We start from the raw sequence: 1,516 nt of genomic DNA, 5'->3' as shown, positions 1-1,516 counted from the left end.
AACAGCTCCGTCACAGTAGCCCGCGGCACCTCAACCGCAGTGTCATTCCACCCCACCAACAACCGCTGCCACTCACCCTCGTCAAGGACCTCGACACCACTCAGGAACCGGTCCGCACCGCTCTCCAGCGCTGCCACGAGGTTCTCCGTAGCGGTGGCCACCAATGTGGCGACAGCCTGCGGGTCGATCGGCGCGACCGCGTCGACGGCCAGACCGAGCCCGTCGCCGTAGTCATCAACGGAGACCGAAAGCGGATAGTTGTCGGTCTCCCGACCAAACACCAGCCTGATGCCGTCCTCGGCTGCACTCTCCGGCGTAGCGCCGTCGCCCCGGGCGGCGGACCGACCGGCGTGATGCCGGTAGTTGAACAGTGACGTGAACAGCGGAGTCCCGCCCGGTACCCCGCTGGCCTCCTGGGCCAGGGCGAGCGACGCGTGCTCGTGCTCCAGGAGGGCGGCGAGCTGATCGCGCATCGCGGCAACCGCCGCGCGCGGCGTCAGGTCGCCGATGCGCACCAGAACCGGAAGCGTGTTGATGAAGGGGCCCGCCACCCGGCCGGTGTCGGCCGCCGCGCTCAGGCGGCCGAGCAGCACAGTACCGAAGACCACGTCCTCTCGGCCGCTGACCGCGGCCAGGACCCGCGCCCACGCCACATGCATCACCGTGGCCGGACTGGCGCCCAGACTCCGGGCGACGGTACGGACCCGCTCCGACAGCTGGGCCGGGAGCGGCAGCCTGGCGCTGACCGCTGCCGCGCCGTCGCCGTGCACGTCGACCAGGCCGTACGGGGCGGTCGGCTCCGTCACGTCGCCGAGCAGCCCGGTGAAGTACCGCTCGTGTCCGGATCGATCCGCCCCGCCACGCGCCTGCGCCACGAAGTCACGGAAGGGCAGCGGTTCGGGCAGTTCCTCTCCCCGGCCGGCGAGGAACGCCTCCACCTCTTCGAGAAGGAGCTCCATACCCGTGTGGTCCTGCACCATATGGTGTTCACGGAACAGCGCGAGCCACCGGCCGGTGCCGGGCTCGGCTGCCAGATGGGCGTGGATCAGCGGCGCGCGCCGCAGGTCCATGACCGTGCCGACCTGTTCGACCAGCTCCGCCACCCGATCCGCGCTGTGGGGGTCGAGTGTGACCTCCTCGACGGGCAGCTTCGCGTGGTGCCACACCACCTGTACCGGCTCGCGCAGACCTTCCCACACGATGCCGGTACGCAGGATGTCGTGCCGGTCCACGACCTGCTGGAGGGCGCTGAGGTAACGGTCAAGGAGGTCACGCGAGTCGAACTCGACGACCATCGGGGTTACGTAGGCGTCCTCGCCGCCGTCGGCGAGGAGGTGGTGGAAGAGCAGACCCTCCTGCAGGGGGGCCAGCGGGTAGATGTCCGCCACGTTGGCGGCGCCGCCCTCGACCGTGGCGACGATCCGCTCGATCTCCTCGACGGTCAGGTCGACCAGGGGGAGCATCTCCGGTGTGATCGCCTGCGCGTCCTCCGGGATGGCGTTGGGCGGTACGACGA

Annotated in this window: 1 protein-coding gene; it reads right to left on the bottom strand. The window is 70.1% G+C overall.

The window, feature by feature from the left end:
* Window positions 1–1,516: condensation domain-containing protein (locus tag ABZZ20_RS36840; protein ID WP_356877426.1), on the bottom strand; the 1,516-nt coding region annotated here is incomplete at both ends.

Origin of the sequence: Streptomyces sp. NPDC006430, assembly GCF_040612395.1 — a bacterium.
Taxonomy (GTDB): Bacteria; Actinomycetota; Actinomycetes; order Streptomycetales; family Streptomycetaceae; genus Streptomyces.
This window is presented reverse-complemented; position numbering and strand designations above follow the sequence as displayed.